The sequence below is a fragment of the Actinoplanes sp. NPDC000266 genome (assembly GCF_042899005.1).
In the GTDB taxonomy this organism is placed as follows: Bacteria; Actinomycetota; Actinomycetes; order Mycobacteriales; family Micromonosporaceae; genus Actinoplanes.
On sequence record NZ_JBIAZI010000003.1, the window covers coordinates 940,050 to 966,099 of the forward strand.

The 26,050-nt window shown below is 70.5% G+C and carries 26 protein-coding genes and 2 pseudogenes; 8 read left to right on the forward strand and 20 right to left on the reverse strand.

The window, feature by feature from the left end; genetic code table 11:
* The first annotated feature begins 10 nt into the window (after positions 1–10).
* The gene (locus ACFY36_RS15820) at positions 11–1,195 is read left to right on the forward strand and encodes a CaiB/BaiF CoA transferase family protein (protein WP_499746676.1); all 1,185 of its coding nucleotides are present in this window, start codon (positions 11–13) and stop codon (positions 1,193–1,195) included.
* 4 nt (positions 1,196–1,199) lie between these two features.
* On the opposite strand, the gene ACFY36_RS15825 is transcribed toward ACFY36_RS15820, so the two are convergent.
* The 5 genes from ACFY36_RS15825 to ACFY36_RS15845 form a co-directional block, all read right to left on the reverse strand.
* Positions 1,200–2,054 carry a shikimate dehydrogenase gene (locus tag ACFY36_RS15825; RefSeq protein ID WP_499746677.1) on the reverse strand — a complete coding sequence of 285 codons (855 nt, stop codon included), beginning with the start codon at positions 2,052–2,054 and terminating at the stop codon, positions 1,200–1,202.
* Positions 2,055–2,133: 79 nt separating this feature from the next.
* Positions 2,134–2,922 carry a pyrroloquinoline quinone biosynthesis protein PqqB gene (gene pqqB, locus ACFY36_RS15830; protein WP_499746678.1) on the reverse strand — a complete coding sequence of 263 codons (789 nt, stop codon included), beginning with the start codon at positions 2,920–2,922 and terminating at the stop codon, positions 2,134–2,136.
* An 8-nt stretch (positions 2,923–2,930) separates the two neighbouring features.
* Entirely contained in the window at positions 2,931–4,247 is a 1,317-nt protein-coding gene (pqqE, locus tag ACFY36_RS15835) for a pyrroloquinoline quinone biosynthesis protein PqqE (protein WP_499746679.1), read from the reverse strand.
* A complete protein-coding gene (gene pqqC / locus ACFY36_RS15840) occupies positions 4,244–4,939 on the reverse strand; it encodes a pyrroloquinoline-quinone synthase PqqC (protein WP_499746680.1) in 696 nt (231 codons plus the stop codon). The genes pqqE and pqqC overlap by 4 nt, the downstream gene beginning before the upstream one ends.
* Before the next feature lie 101 nt (positions 4,940–5,040).
* Entirely contained in the window at positions 5,041–6,081 is a 1,041-nt protein-coding gene (locus tag ACFY36_RS15845) for a ThuA domain-containing protein (protein WP_499746681.1), read from the reverse strand.
* Between the two features lie 179 nt (positions 6,082–6,260).
* On the opposite strand from ACFY36_RS15845, the gene ACFY36_RS15850 reads away from it, so the two are divergent.
* The gene (locus ACFY36_RS15850) at positions 6,261–8,351 is read left to right on the forward strand and encodes an outer membrane protein assembly factor BamB family protein (RefSeq protein ID WP_499746682.1); all 2,091 of its coding nucleotides are present in this window, start codon (positions 6,261–6,263) and stop codon (positions 8,349–8,351) included.
* 2 nt (positions 8,352–8,353) lie between these two features.
* Entirely contained in the window at positions 8,354–9,112 is a 759-nt protein-coding gene (locus ACFY36_RS15855) for a citryl-CoA lyase (protein WP_499746683.1), read from the forward strand.
* A 3-nt stretch (positions 9,113–9,115) separates the two neighbouring features.
* On the opposite strand, the gene ACFY36_RS15860 is transcribed toward ACFY36_RS15855, so the two are convergent.
* The 9 genes and pseudogenes from ACFY36_RS15860 to ACFY36_RS15900 form a co-directional block, all read right to left on the reverse strand.
* Positions 9,116–9,322, reverse strand: coding sequence for a hypothetical protein (locus ACFY36_RS15860; protein WP_499746684.1), 207 nt, complete (start codon positions 9,320–9,322; stop codon positions 9,116–9,118).
* Positions 9,323–9,396: 74 nt separating this feature from the next.
* Positions 9,397–9,873 (reverse strand): hypothetical protein, encoded by a 477-nt coding sequence (locus tag ACFY36_RS15865; protein WP_499746685.1) that lies wholly within the window; start codon positions 9,871–9,873, stop codon positions 9,397–9,399.
* 4 nt (positions 9,874–9,877) lie between these two features.
* Entirely contained in the window at positions 9,878–10,903 is a 1,026-nt protein-coding gene (locus ACFY36_RS15870; RefSeq protein WP_499746686.1) for a peptidoglycan-binding domain-containing protein, read from the reverse strand.
* A 127-nt stretch (positions 10,904–11,030) separates the two neighbouring features.
* Positions 11,031–12,608: an ABC transporter permease gene (locus ACFY36_RS15875; protein WP_499746687.1), complete on the reverse strand. Its 1,578-nt coding sequence runs from the start codon at positions 12,606–12,608 to the stop codon at positions 11,031–11,033.
* Positions 12,605–13,507 carry an ABC transporter ATP-binding protein gene (locus ACFY36_RS15880; protein WP_499746809.1) on the reverse strand — a complete coding sequence of 301 codons (903 nt, stop codon included), beginning with the start codon at positions 13,505–13,507 and terminating at the stop codon, positions 12,605–12,607. Before ACFY36_RS15880 ends, ACFY36_RS15875 begins: the two co-directional genes overlap by 4 nt.
* A gap of 70 nt (positions 13,508–13,577) precedes the next feature.
* Complete coding sequence (locus ACFY36_RS15885) at positions 13,578–13,733, reverse strand: hypothetical protein (RefSeq protein ID WP_499746688.1); 156 nt, start codon at positions 13,731–13,733, stop codon at positions 13,578–13,580.
* Between the two features lie 37 nt (positions 13,734–13,770).
* The gene (locus tag ACFY36_RS15890) at positions 13,771–14,136 is read right to left on the reverse strand and encodes an aldo/keto reductase (RefSeq protein WP_499746689.1); all 366 of its coding nucleotides are present in this window, start codon (positions 14,134–14,136) and stop codon (positions 13,771–13,773) included.
* Between the two features lie 110 nt (positions 14,137–14,246).
* Positions 14,247–14,378 (reverse strand): annotated as a pseudogene (locus tag ACFY36_RS15895) (aldo/keto reductase); the annotation flags it as partial.
* A 13-nt stretch (positions 14,379–14,391) separates the two neighbouring features.
* The gene (locus ACFY36_RS15900; protein WP_499746690.1) at positions 14,392–15,411 is read right to left on the reverse strand and encodes an NAD(P)/FAD-dependent oxidoreductase; all 1,020 of its coding nucleotides are present in this window, start codon (positions 15,409–15,411) and stop codon (positions 14,392–14,394) included.
* Between the two features lie 68 nt (positions 15,412–15,479).
* On the opposite strand from ACFY36_RS15900, the gene ACFY36_RS15905 reads away from it, so the two are divergent.
* The 4 genes from ACFY36_RS15905 to ACFY36_RS15920 all read left to right on the forward strand — a co-directional run bounded on the left by ACFY36_RS15905 (position 15,480) and on the right by ACFY36_RS15920 (position 19,031).
* Positions 15,480–16,031 carry a hypothetical protein gene (locus ACFY36_RS15905; protein WP_499746691.1) on the forward strand — a complete coding sequence of 184 codons (552 nt, stop codon included), beginning with the start codon at positions 15,480–15,482 and terminating at the stop codon, positions 16,029–16,031.
* A 42-nt stretch (positions 16,032–16,073) separates the two neighbouring features.
* Positions 16,074–16,913 (forward strand): response regulator transcription factor, encoded by an 840-nt coding sequence (locus ACFY36_RS15910; RefSeq protein WP_499746692.1) that lies wholly within the window; start codon positions 16,074–16,076, stop codon positions 16,911–16,913.
* Between the two features lie 85 nt (positions 16,914–16,998).
* A complete protein-coding gene (locus ACFY36_RS15915) occupies positions 16,999–18,138 on the forward strand; it encodes a hypothetical protein (RefSeq protein WP_499746693.1) in 1,140 nt (379 codons plus the stop codon).
* A gap of 26 nt (positions 18,139–18,164) precedes the next feature.
* Positions 18,165–19,031, forward strand: coding sequence for a fructosamine kinase family protein (locus tag ACFY36_RS15920; protein WP_499746694.1), 867 nt, complete (start codon positions 18,165–18,167; stop codon positions 19,029–19,031).
* Between the two features lie 52 nt (positions 19,032–19,083).
* Here the strand turns inward: ACFY36_RS15920 and ACFY36_RS15925 are convergent, their stop codons facing one another.
* Positions 19,084–20,052, reverse strand: coding sequence for a pectate lyase family protein (locus tag ACFY36_RS15925; protein WP_499746695.1), 969 nt, complete (start codon positions 20,050–20,052; stop codon positions 19,084–19,086).
* 287 nt (positions 20,053–20,339) lie between these two features.
* Here ACFY36_RS15925 and ACFY36_RS15930 point away from each other — a divergent pair, with 287 nt between their 5' ends.
* Positions 20,340–21,308, forward strand: coding sequence for a CPBP family intramembrane glutamic endopeptidase (locus ACFY36_RS15930; protein WP_499746696.1), 969 nt, complete (start codon positions 20,340–20,342; stop codon positions 21,306–21,308).
* Between the two features lie 112 nt (positions 21,309–21,420).
* On the opposite strand, the pseudogene ACFY36_RS15935 reads toward ACFY36_RS15930, so the two are convergent.
* From ACFY36_RS15935 to ACFY36_RS15955, 5 genes and pseudogenes are all read right to left on the reverse strand, one after another.
* Positions 21,421–21,552: pseudogene (locus ACFY36_RS15935) on the reverse strand (hypothetical protein); the annotation flags it as partial.
* Positions 21,539–22,060 carry a hypothetical protein gene (locus tag ACFY36_RS15940; protein ID WP_499746697.1) on the reverse strand — a complete coding sequence of 174 codons (522 nt, stop codon included), beginning with the start codon at positions 22,058–22,060 and terminating at the stop codon, positions 21,539–21,541. The gene ACFY36_RS15940 and the pseudogene ACFY36_RS15935, both read right to left, overlap by 14 nt.
* Before the next feature lie 77 nt (positions 22,061–22,137).
* Entirely contained in the window at positions 22,138–24,192 is a 2,055-nt protein-coding gene (locus ACFY36_RS15945) for an SMI1/KNR4 family protein (protein WP_499746698.1), read from the reverse strand.
* Between the two features lie 39 nt (positions 24,193–24,231).
* Entirely contained in the window at positions 24,232–25,185 is a 954-nt protein-coding gene (locus tag ACFY36_RS15950) for a hypothetical protein (RefSeq protein WP_499746699.1), read from the reverse strand.
* Between the two features lie 128 nt (positions 25,186–25,313).
* Positions 25,314–25,694, reverse strand: coding sequence for an HPF/RaiA family ribosome-associated protein (locus ACFY36_RS15955; protein ID WP_499746700.1), 381 nt, complete (start codon positions 25,692–25,694; stop codon positions 25,314–25,316).
* Positions 25,695–26,050: the final 356 nt, after the last annotated feature.

A 26,050-nucleotide genomic window follows, 5' to 3' on the forward strand; every position in this document is an offset into this window, starting at 1 on the left:
AGTACCGCTGATGCCCGACCGGCCGCTCGACGGTGTCCGCGTCCTCGACCTCACCAATGTCCTCGCCGGCCCCTTCTGCACCTATCACCTGGCGCTGCTCGGGGCCGAGGTCCTCAAGATCGAGATGCCGGGACGGGGCGACCTGGCCCGCCAGCTCGGCCCGGACCCGTCGCTGAACCGGCGGCGTCTCGGCGCGTCCTTCCTCGCGCAGAACGCGGGTAAGAAGTCGGTGGAGCTCGACCTGAAGGAACCGGGCGGCCGGGCGGTCTTCACCGAGCTGGTCGAGCACGCCGACGTGCTGGTGGAGAACTACCGGGCCGGCGTCATGGACCGGCTCGGCCTCGGCTGGGACCATCTGCGCACGATCAACCCCGGGCTGGTCTACTGCGCGATCACCGGGTTCGGCCAGTCCGGGCCGCTGAGCCAGGCCCCGGCGTACGACCAGATCATCCAGGGCCTGTCCGGGATGATGAGCGTGACCGGGACACCCGACACGGCCCCGCAGCGGGTCGGCTTCCCGGTGGCGGACACGGTCGGCGGGCTCAGCGCCGCCCTGGCCGTGGTCGCGGCGCTGGCCGGCGGCCGGGGAGCCTTCCTCGACGTGTCCATGCTGGAGGCGTCGATGTCGGCGATGGGCTGGGCGGTCTCCAACTACGTGGTCAGCGGGGTCGAGCCCCAGCCGATGGGCGACCAGAACGCGACGGCGGCCCCGTCGGGCACCTTCGAGACGGCGGACGGCCCGCTGAACATCGCGGCCAACCGCCAGGAACAGTTCGAGACCCTGTGCCGCCTGGTGGGCCGCCCCGGGCTGCTGACCGATCCGCGCTTCGCCGAGCGGGAGGCCCGCAAGCAGCACCGGGCTTCGCTGAACGAGGCGCTGAACGAGGCGCTGCGGGCCCGCCCGGCCGAGGAGTGGGAGAGGATCCTGCCGGCGGCCGGAGTGCCGGCGGCCCGGATCCTGACGGTGCCGCAGGCGGTCGCCTCGCCCCAGCTCGCCGAGCGGGGGTTCTTCACCGAGCTCGTGTCGCCGGCCGGCGGCCCGGTGCGGGTCAGCGGCAGCGGGGTGCTGGTCGACGGCGAGCAGTTGACGCCGGTGTCGCCACCGCCGGTGCTCGGCGAGCACAACGAGGAGCTGCCGGTGCTGCTGCGCCGGTGGCGGGACGAGCCGGCCCTGACCCGGCAGGCTAGTCGCTGACCGCTCATTCACGGCGGCTCCCGGTGAGCGTCTCGAAGTCGGCGTACATCAGCTCCTCGTCCGGCGTGCGCCCGGTGAAGAGTCGGAACGAGGCGGCGGCCTGATAGACGACCATGCCGCCGCCGTCGGCGACCCGGCAGCCCCGCGACCGGGCGGCACGGATCAGTCCCGTCTCCAGCGGCCGGTAGATCACGTCGGCGACCCACAGCGAGGCCCGCAGGTGCTCGGCCGCGACCGGCATGCCCGGATGGCCCTCCATCCCGATGGGCGTGGCGTTGACCAGCCCGTCCGCGCCGGCCAGCCGTGACGGCACCTCGCCGGGCGCGATCACGTCGACCGTCGTGCCGGTGCTGCCCGTGATGGCCCGGGCCAGCCGCTGGGCGCGCTCCCCGTCGAGGTCGGCCAGGGTGAGCAGCCGGGCCCCGGTCGCCGCGATCGCCGAGGCCACGGCCGCGCCCGCGCCGCCCGCGCCGATCTGCACGACGTGGCCGGTGTCGACGCCGGGCAGCTGACGGGCCAGGCCGGACGCGAAGCCGTACCGGTCGGTGTTGTGCCCGATCGCCCGCTCCCCCTCGAACAGGACGGTGTTCACCGCGCCCAGCAGGGCGGCCTCCGGGGAGAGCTCGTCGAGGAACTTGAGGACGTCCTGCTTGTACGGGTGGGTGATGTTCAGCCCGCGAAAGCCGAGCCGCCGCGCCGCGACGAGCAGGTCACCGAGGTCGAGGCCGCGCGGCGAGGGGTCGATCAACTGGTAGAGGTAGCGCAGATCCTGCCGGTCGGCCTCGAGTTCGTGCAGCGCGGGGCTCATCGAGGTGCCGATGTTCGCGCCGATCAGGCCGACCAGGAAACGACGGTCCACGTTGCTCTCCAGCTCTTTGTACGAACCAGTACGTTAGTTATTCTCGCCCGGCCGCGCCCTGTCAAGAGCGCCCGGGAGATCAGATGAGTTCGATGCCGTCCTCGGCCACGTCCGGGCCGGCGGCGGAGTTCGTGTTGTTCAGATGCCCGTACCGGAAGCGCGTCCCGGGGTGCCGGGCGAGATGCGGGCGCGAGTCCGCCATCGGCAGATGACCCATGCCGGCCGCGCTCCCCCGCCTCCCCGTCATGCGGGTCAGCTCGTCGTCCGTGGCGAACGTGCCGTCGAGCAGCACCTCGCCGGCCCCGGCGATGAAGTCGTCGAACTCGGTGGTCCACGCGGGCAGGCAGGTGGCGTAGACGAACTCGGGCGGGCCGGAGATCCGCAGGGCCGACACCCAGCCATCACCCGGGAGGCCGGCCGCGTAGCGCGGGCGCTTCGAGCCCACGGTCAGGCGGCGGACGGACAGGCCGCCGTCGAGGTCGAGCTGGGCGGGCAGGTCACGCCATTCGACATTGGTGTACGCCGATAGCAGCGCCCGGAGGGGTGCCAGTGCGGTCGTGACGGCGCTGGTGGCGTACACGATCAGCGAATCGGCCTCTCTCAGCGAGAGAAGGCCGATGGTGTGATCGAGCTCGGCGGTGGTGAGCAGCACGCCGCGCACGGGAGTCTCCCGGAGGCCCGGACCGGGCCGCAGCGAAGGCGTGCCGATCAGCTGGGTGCGGATGTCCGGGGAGGCGTTGATCAGGTACCAGGACCGTCCGTCGCCGGAGACCGCCACCGAGTCCTGCAACCGGGCATGGCCGCGGCGGCAGGTCTCGCAGGCACAGTTCCACTGCGGGCAGCCACCGCCGGCGGCGCTGCCGAGCACGCGGACCCTCACCGGTAGCGCCGGGGCATCACGGCCGGGCGGGGGCCGCCGGCCGGGATCAGGTCCTGATGGTGGGGCGACAGCGAGCAGACCGGGTCGGTGGCGGCGGCGTCGCCGGTGAGCTGGAAGGCCTGGCAGCGGCAGCCGCCGAAGTCGAGCTCGCGCAGATCGCAGCTACGGCACGGGTCGGGCATCCAGGCCGTGCCCCGGAAGCGGTTGAACAGCTCCGAGCCGAACCAGATCTCCTCGAGGGAGCCGCTGGGTTTCGGGCCGGGCAGCTGGTCGGCGGCCAGACATGGCAGGACGGTGCCGGACGGGTTCACCGCGAACTGACGCGAGCCCCAGCCGTTCATGCACGGCTTGGGGCGGCCCGTGTGGTGGTCCGGGCGAACGTAGACGATCTCCATGTCGTAGCGGCCGTGCACGCGGGCCGCGGCCTCGTCGGCGCGGAGGATCTGGGCCGCCGTGGGCATGATGGCGGCCCGGTTGCGAAGGCCCCAGCCGTAGTACTGGGTGTGTGCCAGCTCGAGCCGGGACGCGCCGAGGCTCGCGGCGAAGGCGGCGATCTCCTCCAGGGCGTCGACGTTGCCGGCGTGCAGCACCACGTTCACCGTCAGCGGCAGCCCGTGTTCCCGGACGAGGGCGGCGGCCGCGATCTTGCGGTGGTGCGAGCGCAGCCCGGCGATGGCGTCGGCCGCGGCCGGGTCGGCGTGCTGCACCGAGAGCTGCACGTGGTCGATGCCGCCCAGCCGCTTCGCGGTGAGACCGACGCCGCTGGTGATGAGGTTGGTATAGATGCCGAGGCCTTGGGCGTGGGCGGCCAGCTCGGGCAGCTCCGGCCGCAGCACCGGCTCCCCACCGGAGAAATGCGCTTGGAGTACGCCGAGGTCGCGCGCCTGCGTCAGCAGCTTCAGCCATCCCGCGGTGTCCAGCTCCGCGCGTGACACCTCCACCGGATTCGAGCAGTAGGCACAGCTCAAGGGGCACCGATAGGTCAGCTCGGCCACCATTCCGACCGGGAGCGGAGTCCGGTTCAGGGGCTTCCCGCTGATTGTTCGGGCACGTGCCGCCGCGCCGCCGTCGGTGAGCAACCGCCGGTCGGCCAGGTCGGCGACCAGATCGGCCACGTCGGCTGCCTCGACCCCGTCGTAGGACGACGCGAGCACGGCGACGATCTCGGGAAGGCCGCGCCGGCCGTCGCACGCCCGCACGACGTCGGGCGCCGGCCCGTCCAGCAGCAGGCTCCCCTCCGGATAGAGCAGCGCGTCCATGTCACGCACGGGGTCGTGGACCAACCGCACCCCGCCGGCCAGGCCCGGCCTCATCCCACGCCGCCCTGATAGTCGATGGCGTCGAGCATGGCCCCGAGCACGTCGCATTTGAAGGCGAGCGCTTTCACCGCCGCGATCTGCGATTCCCTCGTACGGCAATGGGTCAGCACCAGATCGAGCGTGTAGCGCGCGTCGTGGCGGACGACGGGAATGCGGTTGTCGAAATAGGCGTAGCCGTCGGGTTTGATCCAGTCGTAATGCTCGCGCCACGCGACGACGCGGGCCGCCATGAGGGTGGGTGAGAACATCTCGGTCAGCGCCGCGGCCGCCGCTTCGATCCACGGCCGCTGCTGGCAGAACTGGAGATATCCGTCGACCGCGAACCGGGTTCCCCGGGCGACGTGGCGTTCGTCGAGAAGCTCGTCCCGGGACAGCCCGACCGCGTCCGCGAGCACCAGCCAATCGGCCTCGCCGCCTTCGCCGTCGCGGGCGCCGTCGTGGAAGACGACCCGGGAGAGCCAGGCCCGGCGCACCGAGGGAAGCGGGCAGTTCGCGATGACGGCGGCATTCTTCCGCGCCAATATCTGCTGGTAGTACCAGCGGTTGGCGACCCACGAGCGGACCTCACCGGGGCCGCACTCCCCCGCGTGCAGGCGCCGATGGAACGGATGGCCGTCCCAGTAGCGCGGCGCGAGGGAGCGCAGCTCGGCGGCGAAAGCCTCGCGGCTCAGCGCTTCGTCAGCCACGGGCGGTCGACTCCGGCGTACCCCGAGATCTCCGCGCGCGACTCGAGGCATTCCGTACGCGGCTTGGTCCAGGTCTTCTTCTTCTCCATGGCGGTTCCTCCCTATACGCAGAACGGGATCTTGCCCATGGCGGACAGGATTCCATTGACGACGTGCTTCTTGAAAAAGGCCTGACCGACAAAACCCGACCCGTCGATGTACGCCTGCGAATCGTGCCCGAGCGCGGTCACCCAGGACCGGCCGCCGTCGTAGTACTGGCACCAGGAAATGGGGTGGAACTTGCCGTGACCGGGGTGGGTGTTCGACTTGGTGGCGAGCGACGCCTCGTCGACGGCCAGCAGGAATTTGACCCTGGTCGGGAAGGGCATCCAGTTGTACCACTCGTCCTTGAACTCCCAGCGCTGCGGCAGCCCCTGCGTCGAGGAATCCTTGGTGAGCGTGACGACCGTGCCGTTCTGATTGGCGCCGTGGTCGTAATACTGGGTGCCGCCGCTGAGACCCTCGTAGTACGGCCAGTTGTACTCGGTGCCGCCGATGGCGTTGTGGATGCCGACGAAACCGCCGCCGGCGCGGACGTACTGCCGCAATGCCGTCCGGGCCGCGTCGAGGTGAGCCGGCGTGGTCGTGTTGACCGCCGCGTTCGGCTGCACCGCCGTGCCGTGCTTGAAGAGCGTGTCGCGGCTGGTGCTGCCGAAGACGACCGCCTTGTAGGTGCTGCCGATGCCCGGCATCAGCGTGACGTCCTCGGTCCAGTCGACCTGCACGCCGGCCTCGCCCATCCACTTCACGATCGCGTTCTGCAGCACGTGGGCCTCGGTGAGCGCGGGGTTGAGCCCGGCGGCCAGGGCCGGCCCCAGATGGGCATGCCGCGGCCCGGCCGTACGCGTGTAAAGAAGGATCTTGTCCTGGCGGTTGGCGACCCACGGGTGGTACGAGGCGGGGACCTGGCCGCGGACGACGTTGTAATAGGGGTCGAAGTATTTCTCCTGGCCGCGCGGGATGTTTGTTGTGATCGGCTCTTTGACGGCCGGCTCCTTGCCGCCCGCATGGGCCTCGGCCGATCCCGCGCCGGCGGTCGCGCCGACCGCGGCCGCCGCAGTGGCCGCCGCGGCCCCTCTGAGGACATTGCGCCTGTTCGTCACTCTGACCCGCCCTTCGGTGGTCCGCCTGACGGACCGAGTGTTCCGATCTAACGGCCGGGCTCAATATAAAGACGATGTTTCGAGCAGCGCAAGCATGGATTACTTTCGCTGCGCGTCGTACGCTGCGTACCTCTAGACGGACCTATGGGTCCACTAGGTGGACCACTAAGGAGAACGCGATGGAGGTTCAACGCCGCACCGTCCTCAAGGGGACGATTGCCGCGGCCGCGCTGGTCGGGGCGGCGCCGTCCCCCGCCACCGCCGCCAAGCCGGCGCAGGCGTGCACCACCCCGGGCGGATCCGACTTCCCCAAGGTCGGCGGCAACTACGGCAACCAGAACTACTCGGCGCTGCGCGACATCAACCAGGGCACGATCCGCCGGCTCGGCGGCGCCTGGGTCAACCGCATCGAGGGCGGGCTCACCACCGGCACCAACCAGAGCACGGCGGTCGCGGTCGACGGGGTGCTCTACATCGAGTCGGCGCTGGGCAACGTGCACGCGGTGGACGGGCGCACCGGGCAGACCAGGTGGACGTACACACAGACCCGCGGCACCGTCACCCGCCGCGGCGTCGCCGTCGGCGCCGGCAAGGTCTTCACCCACGGCAAGGGCAGCTGGATCATCGCGCTCGACCAGGCCACCGGCGCCGTCGTGTGGGAGCGGCAGATCACCGGCTACGGCAGCATGGAAAAGGTCGCCGTCACCTATCACGACGGGCTGCTGCACGTCGGCACGCACGACAGCAACCGCGCCGCCGCGCTGGCCCTCGACGCCACCGACGGCTCGGTGGTCTGGCACTTCTGGGGCGCGCCCGGACCCGGCGAGCTCGGCAACGACACCTGGGAGGGCGACTCCTGGCAGGTCGGCGGGGCCACGCCGTGGCTGCATCCGGCGCTCGACCCGGAGCTCGGGCTCGTCTACTGGACGTTCGGCAACGCGCGCGGCAGCAACTCGTCGCAGGACGGCTCGGGCCGCGGCGGGCAGAACCTGTTCTCCAGCTCGATCGTCGCCATGGACATGAAGACCGGGCAGTACCGCTGGCACTTCCAGTCGGTACACCACAACATCTGGGACATGGACAACTCGATGGCCCCGGTCCTCGCCGACGTCCGCATTCACGGCCGGTTGCGCAAAATCGTGGTCTACGGCAGCAAGAGCGGGATGTACTACATTCTCGACCGTACGGACGGGAGCGCCCCGCTGGGCATCGACGAGGTGCCGGTGCCGCAGGAGCCCCGGCAGAAGACCTGGCCCACGCAGCCGTTCCCGCGCCAGGGCGGCTGGATCGAGAACGAGGTCGTCCCGCAGCCGCTGGGAACGTCGGTTCCGGGCGACCCGAACCGGGCGGTGCCGAACTACAAACGCGGCAAACTCTACGACCCGTTCTGGGACGTGCCGGTCCTTTCCACGCCGGGCCACGGCGGCGGCGCGTGCTGGAACCACCAGTCGTACAGCCACAATTCCGGCCTGGTCTACACCGGTTACGGATATGTGGCGGCGGCGCATTCGCTCTCGGAGAGCAGCAACGGCCTGCGCCCGCCCGGCGAATACATGACCGGCGGCGTCGTCGCGGTCGACCCGACGACCAACAAGGTGCGCTGGAAGCGGCGTATGCCGTACTCCCTGGCCCACGGCAACGGCGTGCTCAGCACGGCCGGCGGCCTCATCTTCATCGGCCAGCCCGACGGCAACCTCATCGCCCTCGACGCGTTCAACGGCCGCGAGTTGTGGCGTTTCCAGTGCGGCGCGGCCATCAGCGCCAGCCCCATCATGTACGAGGTGGACGGCACCCAGTACCTGTCCGTCTACGCCGGGGGAACGGGAATCCCGTACGGCGACTCGGCGCCCCGTGGCGACTTCCTGTGGACGTTCAAAATCGGCGGCAAGGTCAAGCCGGCCCCGACGCCGCCGCCGCCGGTGGTCCGCCGCCCGGTCTCCGGCGGCCCGGTCGAGGGAAGCGCCGTGAACAACACCGTCGTGCTGGCCCGCACCTATGACGCCGCCACCGGCACGGTCGGCAGCACGGAATCCACGGCCGTGAACGGCATGGCCCCGACCCACCTGCGCGTTCCGGTCGGCACCACTGTCACTTTCACGAACCCGGCCGACAACGTGCATTCGCACGGCGCGACACAGTTCTTCGAGGGCCTGTTCGACATCCGGCTGAAGCCCGGCGAGTCTTTCCAGTACACGTTCAAGCGCCGCGGCGAGTACTTCTACAACGACTTCCACAGCCCGCGGCCCACCGGCAAGATCGAGGTTTACTGACCATGACCGACTCCCAGGCCGCGGACTGGTGGGCGACCGCCGTCTCCCGCATCGAGCCGAACGTCATCGAGCTGCGCGGCATACCCGTGGCCACCCTGATCGGTGACATCACCTTCGGCGAGATGACCTGGCTCATGCTGCGCGGTTCCCGCCCCACCCCCGACCAGCTCCGTCTTTTCGAGGCGGCCCTGATCGCCGGTGTGGACCACGGCCCGCACGCCCCGTCGATCGCCGTGGCCCGGATGGCCGCGACCTGCGGGGTCGGTCTCAACAACGCGATGGCCAGCGCCATCAACGTCCTGGGTGACTCACACGGCGGCGCCGGCGAACAATGCGCCGAGCTCCTGTCGGAGATCGTCACCCGCGCCGCGCCGGCCGAGGAGGTCATCGCCGAGTGGCGCGCCCGGGGCATCCGATATCTGCCCGGCTTCGGCCATCGCTTCCACACCCGGGACCCCCGCCGCGACCCCCTGCTCGCCCTCACCGAGGCGGCGGCCGGGGCCGGCGTGGTCCCCGGCGATCACCTCCGGGCGGCCCTGGCCGTCGAGAAGGCGCTGCACCCGGTGCCCATGAACATCGACGGCGCCACCGCGGTCATCTACACCGAGCTGGGCTTCCCGGCCCCACTGGCCCGGGGTTTGTTCGTCCTGAGCCGCAGCGTCGGCATCCTGGCCCACGCCTGGGAGGAGACAGGACAGGGCCGCCGCAACAAGGGCCCGATCCCCCCGTCGATCCGCCCCACATTCCTCGGCCCGTCATGAACATCAGTCTTCCTCCCAGCGGAAGACGAACCGGCGACCCCGATTGGCCCACGCTTTGAACTCCAAGGACTGCACGTATTCGGGGCTGTTGAGAAACCCTGCCTTGGGCAACGTGACGCGTCCGCGGGTGGCGATGTCCGACGGAAAGACGATCTGCTCCGCGACCTTCGCGACGTCCTTCGTCTCGATGCGGTACCGCTGAACGTCCATGCCACCGACGCACATGAATGAGCCTCGAACGGCACCGGGTCGAACAGGTATGGGGAGGACTGCGTAGTGCGGCCCTACTGAGCCGGGGCGGCCAGGGTGTCGAAGAACGCGGACTTGCGGCGCTCGTACTCCTCCGGGTCGGAGCGGGCGGTCAGCTTGAGGTCGTTGTAGGCGCGCAGCAGAGCCGGGGCGGTCGCGAGGCGCTGCCAGGTGCGGGTGAAGCGAAGATCGTGCTCGGAGCCGGCGGGCGTCACCGCGACGCCGGTCGGCAGTGGGGCGTCGGCCTCGAACGTGGCCAGGGTGGGCTGCCAGATGTGCGGGAGCGCCACGCGGTAGACCCCGCGCAGGGTCTCGACCGTCTCGGTGAAGGCGGCGGGTGGGGTTCGCAGGTGGAGGTCGACGTCGCCCTTGGTCAGCGCGCCGGGCACAGAGCTGCCACCGACCAGCAGGAGCTCGTGGTCACCCAGCAGGCCGGCCAGCCGGGAGCGTTCGGCGCGCAGGATCGCGCGGGCCGTCTCCATGACCTCGTCCGAAAGGCGCAGGGTGGGCACGGGCCTACGTCGACTGGCTCGGCTGTGGTTGCTTGCTCTCGGCTGCGCGTTGTTCCATCGCGGCCACTGTAGCCGCGTCCACGGTGCCCGACGGCTCCACGCCCAGGGAGGTCTGGAACTTCTTCAGGGCCGCGGTCAGCTCGTCGGTCCACACGCCGTCCACCGGGCCGGTCCAGAATCCGGCCAGCTTCAGGGTCTGCTGTACGGCGGCGGTGGCCGCGACCGCCTCTTCGGCGGCCGCACCGCCCTTGGCCTTCAGGTCGGACTGCAGGGCCGCGTCGGTCGCCCTGTCCACGGTCCCGGTCCCGGGCAGGTCATGAGCCTTCTGTACGGCCTGCACGGCCGCCACGGTCTCCGGTCCGTAGACGCCGTCCACCTCGCTCTTGTAGTAACCGGCCTCGGCCAGCGCCTTCTGCACGGCCAGGGTGTAGTCGCGGGCCTTTCCGTGCTGGTCCTCGCTGACACAGCCGGTCTCGCCGAGCAGGCTGAGCCATGCCATCTCCAGCGCGACCGCCGCCGCGTTGAACCGCTCCGACGCCTCCCTGAGCGGCGTCTGATCGGTGACACCGGCCTGCGCCGCCGCGAACTCGGCGTCGGCCTGCTTGACCCGGCTCACCTGGGCGCTCGGCGGAGACGCCGTCACGTCAGGCGGGCCCGACGACTGCGGCGCCTTCCCGTGCGCGGCGGCCAGCGCGGCCGTGGCCTCGGCCACCTCCTTCTCGGCCGCCGCCACGTCCTCACGGGCGGACCGGATGCCCTCGGCCGCGCCGATCACGTCGGACCGCGGCTCCGCCAGCTCGGCCCCGGCCGACTTCACGTCCCCCACGGTCGGCGTGGTCTCGTTGATGAGATCCCCGTAGCGATCCAGGGCGGTGACATAGGCCGCGCTGTTCCGGCAGAACGCGTCGACTTGCGCGGCCAGTTCCGCCTGCGCCCCGGCGAGGTCCTCCTGGCTGCCGGCCAGGTCCCGCTCGGCCATCCGCACTTGGGCGTCCCCGTCGCCGCCCCCACAACCGGCCAGAGCGAGCACCGCCACAACCATCAAGCCCCGCACGCAGGTCCGCATCTGAGCCTCTCCCCCAGCAGCGCCGTCGGCCCGCCCAGAATCCCAGTCAGCCCAGCACGACGGTTCATCCCGGCCGAATGAAGCCCGGCGCTCAATATCCGACGTCGCGGCGGCGCAGGCCCGCCAGGCCGGCAACGACAAGCGCGGCGGCGAGCAGGACCGTCACCAGCAAAGGGGCGATTGTGAGCTCGGCCCGGGGCACCTGCGGCGTGTGCGTGAACGGTGAGGCCTGCCGCGACCAGCCGGGCAGGTCGAACGAGTCGGCGAACAGCGTGATCACGGCGCAGTAGGCGACGACCAGCCAGGCCACGACCGGGGCGGGCCGAGGCAGCCAGCCGAACGCCAGCACCGCCACCCCCACGACCAGCCACACCGCCGGCAGATAGGCGAGCGCGACACCGATCAACCGGGGCACCTGACTCGCGTCGGACACGGTCACCCCGTACGCGAGCCCCTCGCCGAACCCGAACGCGATCAGCGTCAGGGCGGTTCCGGGCAGGGCGACACCGAGCTGACCGGCCAGCCACGAGCCGCGGCTCACCGCGGTGGCCAGCACGACCTCGGCCCGGCCGGACGTCTCCTCGGCCCGGGCCCGCAGGACGCTGGTCACGCCGTACGCGGCCGCGAGCAGCGCGGCCATGCCGGCGGTCACGGCCAGATAGGCGTTCAGGACGTCGGCCGCGCCGCCGGTCAGGAACTGCGTGATCTCCGGGTTGTCCCGCACGTACTGCTCGATGCTGTCACCGATCGAGCCGTACGCCACCCCGAGCAGGAACAGCCCGGCGGCCCACCCGGCGACGGACCCACGCTGGAGCCGCCACGCCAGCGCGAACACGTTGCCCAGCCTCGCGGAGGCGTACGCCCGGCCGGGTCTGGTCGCCACCAGGCCGGCGCCGAAGTCACGGTGTTCCAGCAGTGCCACCGCGGTGGCGCCGAGCAGGACGGCGACGGCCAGCGAGAGCAGCACCGGCCACCACCGGTCGCCGGCGTACGGCAGGGTCCGCTGGCCCCAGCCGATCGGTGAGGCCCAGGACAGCCCGCCGCCGCCCACGTCGCCGGCGGCGCGCAGGGCGAAGGAGGCCCCGAGCAGAGCGGCCACCGTCCCGTACACGGCGCGGGTGCTCTCGAAGATCTGCGCCGCGACGGCGGCCGCCGCGGCGAAGACGAGGCCGGTGGCGGCGATCGCCGCACCGAACAGGGCCGAACCGGCGACCGGCAGCCCCGTGCCGGCCGCCACCGCGAACACCAGCAGACCGGCCACGAGGTCGGCCAGCACGGCCAGCAGGAGCGCCGCGGCCAGCGGCGCGTGCCGGCCGACGCGGGCCGACCGGATCAGCTCGGCCCGGCCGGTCTCCTCGTCGGCGCGGGTATGCCGGCCGACCAGGAACATGTTCATCAACGCCACCACGATCGCGGCGAACGCGAAGATCTCGAACACGATCTCGCCGCCGATCGAGGCCAGCAGGTCGGTCGGCCCGCTCATCGCGATCACGGCGTTGTTGGCGCCGATGGTCTCCCGCAGCCGCCGCAGCTCCTCCGGGGTGCCGTAGAGGCTCTGGCTCTGGGTGGACTGCACGAGCACCAGCAGCGTCACACCGGCCAGCCACCAGGGCAGGGCCCGGCGTTCCCGGCGCAGCAGGAAACGCAGAAGCGGAACCGTCCCGGTCACGACTGCGCTCCGGGGCCGCCGTAATGCCGCAGGAACAACTCCTCGAGCGTCGGCGGCGTGCTGGTCATGCTGCGCACACCCAGCGGGGCGAGCTCGCGGACGACGGTGCCGAGCTGGGCGGTGTCCACGTCGAACCGGGCGTGATGGTCGTCGACGACGACGTCGTGGACGCCGGGCAGCCGTGCGATGCCGTCGAGCGGTCGCGCGGTCTCCACCGCGATCGACGTCCGGGTCAGATGACGCAGCTCGCCGAGCGTGCCCGACTCCACGGCGCGGCCCAGCCGTATGATGCTCACCCGGTCGCAGAGCGCCTCGACCTCGGCCAGGATGTGGCTGGAGAGCAGAACGGTGCGGCCCTGGCTCTTGACCTCGTGGACGCACCGCTGGAACACCGACTCCATCAACGGGTCGAGGCCCGAGGTGGGCTCGTCGAGCAGCAGCAGCTCGGCGTCCGACGCGAGGGCGGCGATCAGCGCGACCTTCTGCCGGTTGCCCTTCGAATAGGTGCGCGCCTTCTTCCGCGGATCGAGGTCGAACCGTTCGAGCAGATCGTCCCGCCGCCTCCGGTCGGCGCCGCCGCGCAGCCGCCCCAGCAGGTCGATGACCTCACCGCCGGTGATGCCCGGCCACAGCGTGACGTCACCGGGCACATAGGCCAGCCGCCGGTGCAGCCGGTCGGCGTCACGCCACGGATCACCACCGAGTAACCGCACCTGGCCGGCGTCGGCCCGCAGCAGTCCCAGCAGCACACGGATGGCGGTGGTCTTGCCGCTGCCGTTCGGGCCGAGAAACCCGTGAACTTCCCCCTCGGCCACGGTCAGATCGAGGCCGTCAAGGGCCTTGGTCGGGCCGAACGACTTGTGCAGAGCAGTGATGGCGATCGCCGGTTCGCCGGACATGTCCATGTCAGATCCTCCGCGGGCGTTCCCGCTCGGATCGTACGCCCGCCGGTCCAGCCCGGCCGCGACGCTATCGGCGCCGTCGCCGGCTGCGGCGCAGCGCCCAGACCACCAGGCCGATGGCCACCACCCAGAGGAGCACGATCGCGATCACATAGGTCCACCAGAGCGGAAACCCCACACCCGACGACGTTTCCTCGGCCGCCAGCCCCGCCATGATCCCCATGGCGGGAGTGTATAGATCCCAGTCGGGTCCCTGTGCCTCACCACCAGTAGTTTGTCCTGGGGCGTGTAGGGCTGTTCCAGGGCGGTGACCTCGTCCTCGGTGAGTTGCAGCTCGAGGGCGGCGACGGCGTCGGCCAGGTGGTCGGGCTTGGTGGCGCCGACGATGGGACAGGCGAGTACGGGGTCAGGCCCACGCCCTGGTCGAGGCACATCGGGATCATGTCCCGCTCCTCCTCGCGCCGGAGCACGTTGTACTGGGACGCGCCGAGATAGCGCACCTTGCCGGCCCGTACGAGGTCATCAAGGGTTTGCAGGGTCTCCTCGACCGGCGTCTCCGGATCGAAGCGGTGAACGTAGTAGACGTCGATGTAGTCGGTGCCCAGCCGCCGCAGGGACCCGTCCACCTGCTCGAGAATCGCCTTGCGGGAAAGGCCGCTGCCGCCGGCCCGTCGTGCGTCTTCCCGCTGACCTTCGTGGCGAGGACGATGTCCTCACGGCGCGAGAACCGGGTGATCGCCCGGCCGGCGAACTCCTCCGACGTGCCGCCCTGATAGACGTTCGCGGTGTCCCAGAAGGTCACCCCCGACCCGACGGCCTGGCGGAAGAAAGCCGCCGCGGCCTCCTCGTCCAGCGTCCAGCGATGCAGCCCGGCCCGATCTTCATTGCGACGGGCCGGCGTTGGCGGGAGTGGAGCCGTCGAGGACCGATCCGGCGAGCAATTCGCCCAGCAACGGGGCGAACTTCATCAGGTTCTCGCCGTACGTCACCAGGACGCGGCCGTTGCGGGCGAACTGGAGGCCGTCGCCCAGACCGGGGTCGTGAGTGCAGTAGACGCGGGCGACCGGGCGCGGCTCGACGAACGGCAGATGCTCGGTGACGTACGCGGTCAGCACCTCCAGCGACGCCTGCTCGGCGGCGGCGCGGCCGCCCTCCCAGGTGACCAGCGCGGAGTCGACGTCGGCGCCGACCGCCCACGTGCCGGGGGCGGCCAGATGCTGGTACGTGTCCTCGGTGATCCAGCACTGGAGCGGCTCGGGCGCGCCGGGGCGGACCGGGAAGCTGACCCGCAAGTGATGCTCCAGCTCGGGCGGGGTGGGGATGCCGGCGCCGGCGGCCAGCGCGGAGGTGCCGGCGCCGGCGCAGATCAGGGCGGCGTCGAACGTGTCGGCGTCGGGGCCGGCGTGGAGGCGTACACCTGCTGTTGTCTCGTCGACGGCGTCGACCTTGGCCGTCCGCAGCCGGTCGCCGACGGCGGCGACCAGGAAGGCCCGGACGCGGTCGACCCGGATCACCCCGCCGGCCGGGTCGATCAGCGCGGGACCGGTGAAGGTGGTCGCCGGCAGCCGCAGCCGGGGCGAGCCGGCCTCGACCATCTCGTGGGCGGCGCCGGCCGCGGCCATCGCCGCCGCCCATGCCGGGGCCTCGGGCCCACTGACCACGGTGCCGACCTCGTCGATGAAGGAAGCGCCGGGCCACTCGGCGAACAGCGCCCGTGATCTGGCGGCCAGCTCCACCATGTCGGGGTAGGTGTGGGCCAGCCGGAAGATGCGGGTGTCGCCGGCCGAGCGTTCACCCATCGGCTCCCCGGCCTCGTAACACTGGACGTCGGCGCCCCGCCGGAGCAACGCGGCCGTGGCCGACAGGCCGACGACGCCGCCTCCGATCACCGCGATCTTCATGCCAGCGACGCTATCAGCGCGGGCCGAGCGGGGCTGCCGGTCGCGGCGGCATCGATCAGACTGGGCCGATGCATGCACACGGGGGACGCGAATCGGAGGTGCCGCCGCCGTCACGGGCGGCGGTGTGGGCGGGAGCGATCGCGGCGCTGATGGCGACGGTGGGCTTCATGCCGTTGCACGTGGTGTGGGCCGCGAAGATCCCGCTGTTCGTCGCCGACGAGGAACGGTTCGAGCAATGGCACGCCGACGGAGGCACCACCTATCTGTGGACGCTGAACGCGCTGGCGCTGCTTCCCGCGATCCTGGCGTTGGCGCTGATCCGGCCCTGGGGCCTGGTGTTCCCGCGCTGGGTCCCCGGCCTGGCGGGCCGCCGGGTGCCTCGGCCACTGCTGCTCGTTCCGGGATACGCGCTGGTGGTGGCCCTGTCCGCCTACCTGATGTGGGCGGCGGTGCTGGCGGTCGCGCAGTGGAACGCCCCCGAAGCGATCTTCAGCCCGTGGACCGGCGTCTACGGCATCCCGCAGTTCGCCGTGTGGATCGGCGCGCTGGCGGTGGCAACCCGGTCGTACGACCGCCGCACCCGCCCGCTCGCGGTGACCTCACGGTCCTACAGTCGCTGATCCGTCAGCACCCTTCGCCTCGAACACCGCGATAGTGGACCGGTGGAGGATCACGTCGATTTCGGGCCGTGGATGGACCTGGCCGGGCGCGCGTTCGACCCGGCCGAGGACGCCTTTCCCGTGGAGCGCATCGCCGAGCTGCTCCGCGAGACTCTGCGGGCCCGGGGTGTCTCGTTCAACTGGGCGACACCGTCGGTCGCGGGCGCCCACGTGTGGCCGCCCCTGGTGGCCACCGAAGAACTGGCGGACTTCCTCCGCCGCGGACTTCGCAACGATCGACTGGTGTGCTGGTTCGAGACGACGAGGAACCCCGCCCCACAGCTGGACAGCCGCGTCCCGCCGGGTTTCGGCGACGAAAGTGCCAGCCGGCACTGGCTCGCGGTGATGCGACGGGAAGGGCTCGGCGACCGGCTCTCGATACCGGTGCGCCTCGAACCGGGTCTCCACATCGCGTTCGTCGCCGCCTCCGGTGGCCGAACGTTCACGGAGGCCGACATCGGCGTCGCCCGGCGCCTGCAGCCGTTGCTGCAGGCACTGTTGCGCGAGGCGGACGTGGTGCGGGGATCCGCCGGTTCGCGGTCCACCGGCGGAGCCGATCTGACCTCCCGGGAGTTCGCCGTCCTGCGCTTGCTGGCCCAGTGCCGGACGGCCACGGCGATCGCGCGCCGGCTCGGCATCTCCGAACGGACAGTGCAGAAGCATCTGGAAAATCTCTACCGCAAGCTGGACGTCGGCGACCGCCTGGGCGCGGTTCTGGCCGGACAGCGTGCCGGCCTGTTACGCGTGACCGGCGCCGAGTCGCGGCCGCCGGACACGCTCTTTTCTGCGATCGCGCCTCCCGTCACCCTTTCCCTCGGGTCGGGCATGGGGAGAACTGCGTAGGCCGGCGCCGGGGTCGGCGATGTATCTTTCGCCAGCGGCCGACGAGCCGCGAAAATCCGCCATCGATCGACCTACGGAGATTGCCATGCGAACAGGAAAGCTGTCCTGGGTACAGGACGCGATGGCCGAGATCGAGCTTCTCACCGCCAGAACGAACATCATTTCCGAACGGGCCGGACGTTCCAAAGGCGCTCCTTTGAACGGCAGAAGACAGATCCTGACAAAGTGGCGAGCGCCAAGGATGGACGGCCACAACAAAGAGGAGACGCATGCCATCCTCAACGAGGTCCATGGACTTCTGGAAACCGCGAGAAAGGCGGCGCTCGGTGAGCAACCGAAGTACAACCCGGTCCGCAGCTGGTGGTCAGGTAACTGCACCGAGGCGGCGTTCCGGAATATTCACAATGCTGAAGCCCTTCTGGCCCGGGTCTACGACGACAACGAGACCCGGGCCGAGATACCGGAAGCGGTCCGGCGGGCACGTGAGTCACTCAGCATCGACAGCCCCGTGCGAGAGACCGCTCATCGCTGCTGGAACTCGTGGAAGGGGGACGGCCAGGTCACCACGTGTGATCTGAGCAAGGTGATCGAGGCCGGCCACGCGGCGGCGGATCGGCAGCGGCTGAAACTCCGCCACTTTCGCAACATCATGCTGATCGGAATCCTGGCTTCCGTGCTTCTTCTTTTCGCGCTGATCATACTGATGTCCTTCGAACCCGGCCTCGTGCCATTGTGTTTCGTGCAGGATTCGCTACCGGCGAGCGGAGCCCCGAACATCGTGTGCCCGTTGGACTCGGGGCGGCACGCGAACGTGAGCTCGCTCCACGGCCGGCACTCGCCGCTCGACTTCTTCATCGTCGCCGCCCTCGGCCTCACCGGCGGGGCACTCTCCGCGGCATTGTTCATCCGGGATCTGTACTCCAACGCCACCCCGTACAACGTCTCGGTCCCGCTGGCGCTGCTCAAGCTTCCCGCCGGCGCGCTGACCGCGCTGGTCGGTATCATCCTGTTGGCCGGTGAATTCGTCCCCGGATTCAGCGCCATCGACAAGTCGGCTCAGATATTGGCATACGCGCTGGTGTTCGGATTCGCCCAGCAGGTCTTCACCCAGTTCCTCGATCAGCGCGGCCAGAAGCTGATCAACAGCGTTCCCACCAAGGCCAGGTCGGATTCCGTGGTCGTCACTGATCAGTCGACCGCATGTGCCGACCAGAGATTCAGTTGAGTCGTCCACACGACCGAGGAGAGCCCGTGACAACATTTCTGGCGGAGCGCTTGTCGCGAGCCGGGGTCCGTGACGTCGTCAACGTCGAACCGGTGAGCGGTGGGCTGGCCGCGCTCGCCGGGATCGCCCACCGGGCGGACGCGCCGCCGGTCTTCGTCAAAGCCTTCGCCGAGGCGCCGGACGGCGATGTCTTCGCCGCGGAAGCGGAAGGGCTGGCCGCCCTGCGCGAGCTCGGCGGTCTGGCGACACCTGAGGTGATCGTGGCCGACCATGAGGTGCTCGTGTTGTCGCTTCTGCGGCCGCGGTCCCGCGATGAAGCCTTCTGGGAGCGGTTCGCCCACGCGCTCGCGCGCCTTCACACCAGCACGGTCCATCCCCGCTTCGGATGGCACCGCGACAACTGGCTCGGCCGCCGCCGGCAGGTCAACATCTGGGCCGGCGACGGCTTCGCGTTCTTCGCCGAACGCCGGCTGCTGCGCTGGCTCTCCGAGCCACGGGTCGAGAAGGCGCTCGAACCCGCCGACCGGGCCGCGCTGGAACGGCTCTGTGATCGGCTTCCCGAGCTGTTGCCGGTTCGGCCCGCCTGCCTGACGCACGGCGATCTGTGGGCCCAGAATGTGCTGGCCACCCCGGACGGGCGCGCCGCGCTCATCGACCCGGCGGTGTCGTACATGTGGGCCGAGGTCGACCTGGCCCACCTCTGGACCACGGCGCCGCCGCCGGAGTCGCGCCGGTTCTTCGACGTCTACGCCGAGCTGACCGGCCTCGACGACGGCTGGAGAGCCCGCATGCCGATCATCCAGTTGCGGCAGCATCTGGCCGTCCTGGCCCAGTTCGACGACGACTGGGGCGCCGCCGAAACGATCCGGGCCACCCTGGCGCCGTTCCGGTGATCAGTGCGCACGGGGATGCGCCCGCCCCGGGAAAGGGCGGGCGCTCCGCTCGTCAGATCTTGCCGGTGCCGGCTCCGGCGGTGACTGTGGCCTTGACCGTGTTGTTGGCCTCCGGTGTGTAGGAATACGGGATCGCGGCGACGCTCGCGCCGTTGCGGACCTGTTCCGTTCCGGAGTTGACCCGGTAGTTGTTGAGGACCTTCAGGTTGCCGGCGGCGGAATCGCCGGTCTGGGTGACCGTGGGGCTGCCGACGTTCTCGAAGTAGTTGCGCTCGACGAACACGCCCGCGTTCTCGGTGGAGGCCACGCCGTACGAGCCGATGTTGCTGTAGTAGTTGTTCAGCACGTGGACGGGGTTGCCGAATCGCACGCGCGGGTGGCGCTGATTGGTGCCGTTGAACCAGTTGTGCACGTAGGTCACGCGCAGGTGGCCGATGTCCTGCGAGCCGTTGTCGTCGCTGTGACCGAGCAGCATGGACTTGTCGTGGTCGTGCAGGCGGTTCCAGGAGACGGTGATGAAATCGGAGCCGCGCTTGATGTCGATCAGGCCGTCGTAGCCGTTGGCCAGGTCGTTGTGGTCGATCCAGACGTTCGTGGTGTTCGTCTGCACGTTGATCGAGTCGTCGCCGGCGTTACGGAACACCAGATTGCGCAGGATGATGTTGCGCACGCCGGACAGGTTGAGGCCGCCGCCGGTGATTCCGGAGCCCGATCCGACGCCGATGACCGTCTTGTTCGAGGCCACGTTGTACATGCCGGAAATGGAGATGAGGCCGGAGACGCGGACGGTCTGCGAGGTGCTCGAGCTGAGTGCCGATTTGAGGGCGGAAGCGCTTGTCACGGTGACGACTGTGCTCGACGAGCCGCCGGTGGTGCCGCCGTTGAGGCTGGCGAAACCGACCGGGCTGCTCTCGGCGGCGGAGGCCTCGAGCTGGCTGGCGACCGTGACGCCGCCGACCGCCAGAACGCTGGCGGACATCGCCGCGAGGACGGTGCGGCGACGGAGTTTGGGAGCGGACATCGGGGATCCTTCCGGTTCTCTGGGGGGCGTTAGGTAAGCGCTTACCTGGGCCGACCATAAGGACACACATTTATGACTGTCAATGCCATAGTCGCCGCTGGAGCATGAAGGTGTCTTTACCGGTTCAGCGCCCGCCGGAGATCGGCCTTCGATGTCTCGGCCGGGACCGGTGCCGGATCATCGTATTGACCGACATAAATGCAAAGACCTTGGTTTCCGTACGGTCGTGCCTGCAACCGACCGCAGCGGACGAACCCCGATTTGCATCCCCCGGCACACTGGTGCCCATGGTGATCGCCCCGGCGCCGTCCACCCCGTACCACCGGCTCGCCCGCACCCCCGTCTTCCGGTGGTGGCAGCCGGTCGTCGGCACCCTGTTCATCGTCGTCGCCGGCATCGGCGTGGCCATCGGCGGCCTCCTCGTCATCACCCTGGCCGCCGTGATCGCCGGGCGCCCCGAGGACGCCGACGGCATCCCGTCATTCGGCCCGCTGGCCACGCTGGCGACGTCGTTCCTGCTCATTGCCGCGCTGCTGCCGTTCCCGCTGCTCGCCGCCCACCTGATCCAGCGCCGCCCGGCCGGCACGCTCTCCTCGGTCACGGGCCGCCTGCGCCTGCGCTGGCTGCTCACCTGCCTGCCGGTCGCCGGCGTGGCCGTCGTCGTCTTCCTCACCGCCGGGATGACCTTCGCCGCGGCCACCGGAGAGGACGTGGGCCTCGACGACGCGCTGGCCGGCTGGGGCCCGTTCGCCGTCTCGATGCTGGTGCTGCTGCTGGTCGTGCCGCTCCAGGCGGCCGCCGAGGAATATCTGACCCGCGGCTGGCTCCTCCAGGCGGTCGGCACCCGCAATCCGTGGCTGCCCATCGCCGTACAGGCAATCGTCTTCGCCTCCCTGCACGGCTGGGGCACGCCGTGGGGCTTCGCCGACCTGATCGTCTTCGGCGCCGTCGCCGGCTGGCTGACCATCCGCACGGGTGGCCTGGAGGCGGCGATCGCCCTGCACGTCATGAACAACCTGATCGGTTCCGGTCTCGCCGCCGCCTACGGAGACCTGACGCTGGACGAGACCGCCACGGACATGCCGTGGCAGCTGGCGCTGGCCGACCTGCCGGTCCTGATCGGTTACGCCGGGGTGATCGTCGTGCTGGCCCGCCGCTTCCGGATCGCCGACAGAGTTCCGCTTCCGCCGCCGCCACCATGGATTCCCGCGCAGCCGATCCGCACCGAGCCGACCCTCGAGAGCGACAAGCTATGACCTTTTCCCGTACGCCGGCAGGCCGCTGCCCGGCAACGCGTCGCGCAACTGCCGCCGGGAGCTTCCCGAACACCTTGCGCAAATGCCACTCGACGGTGCGCGGGCTCAGGAACAACCGCGCCGCGACCTCGGGGTTGGTGAAGCCGTCCCGGACCAGCTGGGCGATCTGCCGCTCCTGAGCGGTCAGCTCCACCTCGGCGCCCGTCGCGACCGCAGGTCTGCCCACGGTCTCACCGGCGGCCACGAGCTCCCGGCGAACGCCTCCATCCCGATCGTGACGAACAGGTCGTACGCCGTAGGTGGTCGCGCGCGTCCACGCCCCGTCGTTCGCGGCGCAGCCATTCGCCGTACAGCAGATGGGCTCGCGCCAGCTCCGGGCGCAGGCCGGTCCGCCCCAGTTTCTCGATCGCCTCCGTGTACAGCTCAGCCGCGACCGTTCCCTCGGCCAGCAATGCCCGGCAGCGAGCCTCGATTCCCCGCGCGAACCCGGTACCGAACGGCTCCGTCTCCGTGACGAGCCGGGCCAGGGCATCGAGCGCCAGCTCGGAATCGCCCACCCGGACCGCGGCTTCCACCAGTTCCGGCAGGACCCAGGTGGAGATGGTCGGATCGGAGAAGTCCCCGTTGGACTCGATGGCGCGCAGGACCTCCGGATAACGGCCCAACCGGCCGATGGCCGCACGTTCCTCATGGCGGTCGACGAGCGTGGTCATACGGAGCCGGCCCGAGCCGGCTGGAGCGGAATTCCCCACGCCACGATCATGCGTACGCCTATCGCCCGAACGTCAGTTGATCGGCCTGACCATACCGTCAGGCTGGACCGGCGAACCTATTCGTGGCCGGTGTTCAGCAGCGCGGCCGCCATCTCGTTTCCGCCGGCGGCGAGCTCTTCGAGCAATGTGACGACCTCGTCGGCCCGGTCCTGCTCGTGCAAATGCTGGATCAGAGCGGCCAGAGCGGCGGGGTCGTCGCGTTCGGCGCGTTCGCGGAGCTGGGCCAGGTCTCCCGTGCGGGCCAGCAAACGGCTCAAAAACATTCCGGCGTACGGGTCGCCGCCTTCCGCCCGGCGCCGCAGGTCGTCCGTGCGGTCGTGGCGGGCGAGCAGTTCATCGAGGGTCTGTACGGCCTCGGCGCGGGCCGATCCGGGATGCCGCTCCACGACGGCGAGGGCGTCGCCGACGCGGCCGGCGCCGGCCAGCAGCTGAACCAAAGCGGTCACGGCCATCGTGCGGCGAGCTAGGCGGTACGGCTCCTCGAGGTCCTCGACCGTGTCGAGGATGCGGCGGCAGAGGGCCTCGGCGTGGTCGGGCCGCCCTTCCGCGATCGCCCCCTCGGCGAGCAGAAAGGTGTCGCCGGGAACGTGGTGGTCGATCAGCGCCCGCCACGCCCGCTCCGGCAGCGGCGTGGTGGCCCGCGCACGCCGGATGTGGTCGTAGAGGTAGTCACCCATGACGTACTCGCCGCTCCATGACGGCACCGGCGTCGCCGAGCCGAGGTAGGCGCCGGCGGCCGCCGTCAGCAGCTCGCGGCCGAGTGTGCGACAGCCGGCCCGGCGGGCGTCGGCCGCGGCGGTGGCCAGCGCCCAGTCGTACTCGTCCTCCGCCTCCTCCCACCGCCGCACCAGGGCCGGCCCTCCGCCGAGCGCGGGCACCAGGCCACCGGGATCGGTCAGAGCCACGGCGATCCGCCGGTCGGCGCGGCCCGCGGTGACGGCGGCCGCACGCTCGTCCGGCGACAGCTCCGCCGGCAATCTCAGCACCGTGGTGAGGGCGGCCAGCTCGGTCACTTCCCCGGCCCGGATCTGCTCGGGGCTTCGCAGGACGTTCGGGCGGCTCGGCACCAGCGCGTGATCCACCTGATCGGGCGGCATGATGAGCGCCCACTGATCGGCCTGACACGTGCCGGCCACGACGGCTCCGGGGCGTCGCAGCTGGCGCAGGCTGTAGACCAGCAGCGAAGCACTGAACTTGTCGGCCCGCATGTCGTCCAGCCACAGGATCCGCCGCCGGTGCCCCGCCCGGGCCACGCCGGCGAGCCGCTGCGCGTCGGAGATCAAAATCAATTCCCAGTCCGGCAGTACGGCGGTGACAGCCTCATGCATGGTCCGACTCTTACCGGTCAGCGGCTCCCCGACGAGCACAACAGATCCACCGGCCCGGGCCGCCTCGGCAAGGCGTTCGCGAAGCAGAGCATCGACATCACGCGGCACATAGACCGGCAGCTGCTCCCCCTCGGCACCGTCGACCAGGACCGCCGGCCGAATCCCGGCCTCATCCGGCGTCACGTCCCCGACCGCGATCTCCCCCGACGGGCCGATCCGGGGACGGACCCAGACGTGCTCCCAGGAAAGTCGGCCGTCCACGATCCGCGGCTGCTGATGATTGATCGCCCGTCCGGTTGCCAGCGCCTCGCCGACCTCGGTCAGCACGGCCGTGATGCCGGGCCACCGCGGACCGTCGTACTCCCAGATCTCATGGTCGAACCGCCCCACGCACCCGAACGCCGGCCCGGGCCTGAGGTCGACGAAGAGATCATCACCGCTGCCGTTGCCGGCGACCGGCAGCCACTGCGGCAACCAGACGCCGTGACAGGCTGAGCCCGCCGGCTCCGTGTCACCCGACGGCTCGGACACCTCCAGCCACGTCCGCCGGCTGGCCAGCGCGTCCCGCACCGAGTAGGGCGCGAAGCCCGGAAGCAGATGAAACCGGGGCCCGACACCATCGGCCGTACGCCACCACGCCGCCAGATCAACCGGAAGCGGCACGCCAACCGCGCTCTCCGCCGCCTCGAGATCCGCCTCAGCCGCGGGCGCCCGCACGTCAGCCGCGTCGGCCGGGCAATGCTGCCGCAACCACTCCACGATCCGGTCCCACGGCTCCAGCACCCCACCAGCATCCCGTGCCGGCCGCCGCCCCGGACCCCATTACGACAGGCTCACGGTGACCTTCCGGTCGGTGGTCAGGCTCACCTGGCAGGTGTCGCCGGCGGCCTGGTCGCAGCCGTCCCACGTCAACTGCCCGTCGCCCGGCACGTACGTGGCGGTCAGCAGGACGGCCTCGCCGGAGAAGGGGGCGCTGCAGGCGGAACCGCAGTCGATGCCGGCCGGATCACTGGTCACGGTGACGGCCGGGCCGGCCACGACGGTCAGGGTGTGCTCCTGCCCGGCGGTGCCCGTTCCGGTGCCGGAGAGGGCGACCTTCGTTCCCGTGTCCGGCCTCGGCAGGTTCTGGTGGATCACCAGCGTGGCCGTGGAGGTGGCCGCGGACGACTCGAATCCCACGCTCATCGTGCAGGTCTCGAAGTCGTCGGGGCCTCTCGCCGGTGCCAGTGCGCGGTTCGCGCATTCGTCGCCGGGGCGGAAGTCGCCGCGGTCGGGACCGGTCACGGTGATCCGGCCGATCCGCAGTTCGCCCCGGCCGATGCTCTTGATCGTGATGTCTCCGCAGCCCGACTCCGTGCAGGTGAGGGACGTGGGCTCCACCTCGATCGCCGGCTGCTTGCGCTCGACCACCTTGATGTACACGATCGTCTTCTTCTCGACCTCCTGGACGGCGGCCGCTTCCTTCCCGGACACCTCTTCCCGGGCCAGGGTCATGCAGTCCTTCACGTACTGGAGAGCGGCCGCGCTGTCCTCGGTCCACGACCGGGAGTAGGCCGCCTTGAAAGTAGTGAAGGCCGCCGCCGGCACGGTGGCGCCCGCTTCCACCTTTTCGGTGAGGTTCTTGTCCTTCGCGTCGACGCACCGGACGTACGAAGCGGTCAGGGGTGGCAGGCATTTGCCGTTGTAGTTCTCGGAGCCCGCCGGGCATGTGTCTTTCTGACAGGCCGACGGGAAGACCATCGCCGGCAGGAGCAGGAGTGTCGCCGCGAACCGCATATCGGCCTCCCGAAGAGGAGAACCTCAAGCGCACGCCTGCGGCCGCGGCGAGTCAAAGGCTTCGACCGCTATCCGACACGACGGGAAGAGGGACGCGGCGCGCCCCTCTTCCCGTCAAGCGGGGAGTTCTACTCCACGAGTTCCGGTGAAAGGTCCGGCTGCGAGCGGAGGTGACGGTTGCTGCGCGGCTCCTGCCGGGTCTTGGCGTCGTCCAGCTTGCGGCGCAGGTCGTCGCGGACGTCGTGCAGGGCGGCGTTCAGGTCCTCCTCGGTGGAGGTGGTGACGATCTTCTGACGGCCGGCGATCCAGCACTCCAGGGTGACCTTCTGGCCCGGCGCGTCACGGTCCTTGACCATGACTTCCAGCTCGGTCGAGTCGGCGTGGAAGCCGGCCAGACGGCTGTCGAGCGTGACGAACTGCTCGGCGATCCAGTTGCGGTCGCCCTGCGAGAAACCGGCGCCGACGCGCAGGCATTCACCCACGGTGGCGGGATTGTTCACCGCTGTCATCACAACTCCCTCGTTGAGACTCTGCCTTCCACGAAGATCCTTCCCCGCCCCACGGCCCCTTGAAACGCCCGAATCGTCAGCGGATTTCCCGTTCGAGCAACGAGCAACCGCCCGAACTCACCCTGCGCGCCCCGACAATCCGCACATAGCCCCCTGCTCCAGCCAAGCGTCCCGCCAACGCAAAACTCGCTCCCCACCCCGCCAGCCCCGCGCCCCGCGCCCGGGTGTGTCCACCGCGCGGGAGCCCGCTCGGCGCGGGGGCCCGCTCGGCGCGGGGGCCCGCTCGGCGCGGGGGCCCGCTCGGCGCGGGGGCCCGCTCGGCGCGGGGGCCCGCTCGGCGCGGGGGCCCGCTCGGC

Coding starts and splice junctions, on each gene's coding strand:
- ACFY36_RS15950 (WP_499746699.1), bottom strand. CDS start 25,185: ATGCGGTTCGCGGCGACACTCCTGCTCCTGCCGGCGATGGTCTTCCCG.
- ACFY36_RS15885 (WP_499746688.1), bottom strand. CDS start 13,733: ATGGGGATCATGGCGGGGCTGGCGGCCGAGGAAACGTCGTCGGGTGTG.
- ACFY36_RS15905 (WP_499746691.1), top strand. CDS start 15,480: ATGCATGCACACGGGGGACGCGAATCGGAGGTGCCGCCGCCGTCACGG.
- ACFY36_RS15925 (WP_499746695.1), bottom strand. CDS start 20,052: ATGTCCGCTCCCAAACTCCGTCGCCGCACCGTCCTCGCGGCGATGTCC.
- pqqE (WP_499746679.1), bottom strand. CDS start 4,247: ATGAGGCCGGGCCTGGCCGGCGGGGTGCGGTTGGTCCACGACCCCGTG.
- ACFY36_RS15915 (WP_499746693.1), top strand. CDS start 16,999: ATGCGAACAGGAAAGCTGTCCTGGGTACAGGACGCGATGGCCGAGATC.
- ACFY36_RS15850 (WP_499746682.1), top strand. CDS start 6,261: ATGGAGGTTCAACGCCGCACCGTCCTCAAGGGGACGATTGCCGCGGCC.
- ACFY36_RS15820 (WP_499746676.1), top strand. CDS start 11: ATGCCCGACCGGCCGCTCGACGGTGTCCGCGTCCTCGACCTCACCAAT.
- ACFY36_RS15880 (WP_499746809.1), bottom strand. CDS start 13,507: ATGTCCGGCGAACCGGCGATCGCCATCACTGCTCTGCACAAGTCGTTC.
- ACFY36_RS15930 (WP_499746696.1), top strand. CDS start 20,340: ATGGTGATCGCCCCGGCGCCGTCCACCCCGTACCACCGGCTCGCCCGC.
- ACFY36_RS15900 (WP_499746690.1), bottom strand. CDS start 15,411: ATGAAGATCGCGGTGATCGGAGGCGGCGTCGTCGGCCTGTCGGCCACG.
- ACFY36_RS15855 (WP_499746683.1), top strand. CDS start 8,354: ATGACCGACTCCCAGGCCGCGGACTGGTGGGCGACCGCCGTCTCCCGC.
- ACFY36_RS15860 (WP_499746684.1), bottom strand. CDS start 9,322: ATGGACGTTCAGCGGTACCGCATCGAGACGAAGGACGTCGCGAAGGTC.
- ACFY36_RS15955 (WP_499746700.1), bottom strand. CDS start 25,694: ATGACAGCGGTGAACAATCCCGCCACCGTGGGTGAATGCCTGCGCGTC.